The organism is Salmonella sp. SAL00653 (assembly GCF_046552515.1).
Classification (GTDB): Bacteria; Pseudomonadota; Gammaproteobacteria; order Enterobacterales; family Enterobacteriaceae; genus Salmonella; species Salmonella enterica.
In genome coordinates this window covers 1-1,158 of record NZ_JBGDTY010000044.1, presented here as the reverse complement: position 1 = coordinate 1,158, position 1,158 = coordinate 1, and the positions used below count along the sequence as shown (strand labels likewise).

The following is a 1,158-nucleotide window of genomic DNA, read 5'->3' as shown; positions in this document are numbered from 1 at the left end:
GGATAATGTCCGGGCGCCGAGGTTGTACGCGAACGACACCAGCGCATCAAACTGGCCTTGCGTCAACTTGACCTTAACCAGTCTGGACACATCATTTTCATAACCGACTAAACCAGTGTTAAGCAAGCGCTCGGCAGTAGCCTCGTCAATCATCATTCCGGGCTTAACTGGCTTACCGTCAACAGAGTGGGTCCAGCCATAACCAATCGTCCAGGGATCTCCCCCCGTTCCCGGGTCCGGATAAGCTGTCAGGCTACAACCTTCAAACTCTTTGATTAGGGTAATGCCTTTTTCACTGATTCTCATCATTAACCCCTGCACGTTTTTTGAGTGCGCTAATTGCGATTTCGCGCAGCTTGTCCACACCGACAAAGCCAATAATTCCGCCAACGAAAGGCGAAATGGAAACCGGCAGGCCTACCACATCAAGCGCACTGGTGACACATAAGGAAAGAGCGCCACACAGGACGCCCTCAAGCCATTTATTTTTACGGGTGGCGCCGTCGTATATCAGTCGGCCGTAGGCAATGAGTCCGGCCATTAACGCCCCAAGTATCTGGGGCCACGCATTTTTGAGTCCGGTCAAAACCGCAGCCCAGAATTCAGGAGTCTTGTCATGCATTTTCATAAGCCTCACCTCCGATGATTTCGGATGGTAACTAGAGTGAGTGAAATTGTTGGGTTGCAGGGTTTAATATCTTGTAAAACAGGATTGCCTGTGGTTGCAGAATCTGAAAGTAAAATCACGCAGAGTACAATTTTAATGGAGGTGAGGCACAAATACTGCAAATTTAGCTTTTAGCTTAATTGATTGCGTGCTGAGTGAATTCTGTTTGACAAAAACATGCTATTTATAGAATGTTAATTCCATGTAGTAAAAAGGATGTGTAACTCATCATGCCAACGGGAATTAAACCAATATTTATCAATAATATGATGTCAACATATGGATTATCCCATCCTCATGACAGCAAGGTATTTCCAGACCTTCCAGAACACCAAGATAATCCTTCGCAATTACGCCTCCAACATGATGGTCTTGCTACCGATGATAAAGCCAGGCTGGAACCAATGTGTCTTGCTGAATACCTTATCTCTGGACCAGGAGGAATGGATCCTGATATCGAAATTGATGATGATACCTATGATGAATGCCGT

The 1,158-nt window shown here is 45.9% G+C and carries 2 protein-coding genes and 1 pseudogene; 1 reads left to right on the top strand and 2 read right to left on the bottom strand.

The window, feature by feature from the left end; translation table 11 throughout:
* On the bottom strand, positions 1–309 hold a 309-nt coding region (locus tag ACLJRU_RS23330; RefSeq protein WP_077951266.1), incomplete at its 3' end, for a lysozyme.
* Positions 293–622 carry a phage holin, lambda family gene (locus ACLJRU_RS23325; protein WP_077905918.1) on the bottom strand — a complete coding sequence of 110 codons (330 nt, stop codon included), beginning with the start codon at positions 620–622 and terminating at the stop codon, positions 293–295. The genes ACLJRU_RS23330 and ACLJRU_RS23325, both read right to left, overlap by 17 nt.
* Before the next feature lie 275 nt (positions 623–897).
* Here ACLJRU_RS23325 and gtgA point away from each other — a divergent pair.
* A pseudogene (gene gtgA, locus ACLJRU_RS23320) lies at positions 898–1,158 on the top strand (type III secretion system effector protease GtgA); the annotation flags it as partial.

Excerpts from the sequence above, each read along its gene's own strand:
- ACLJRU_RS23325 (WP_077905918.1), bottom strand. The coding sequence starts at position 622 with ATGCATGACAAGACTCCTGAATTCTGGGCTGCGGTTTTGACCGGACTC.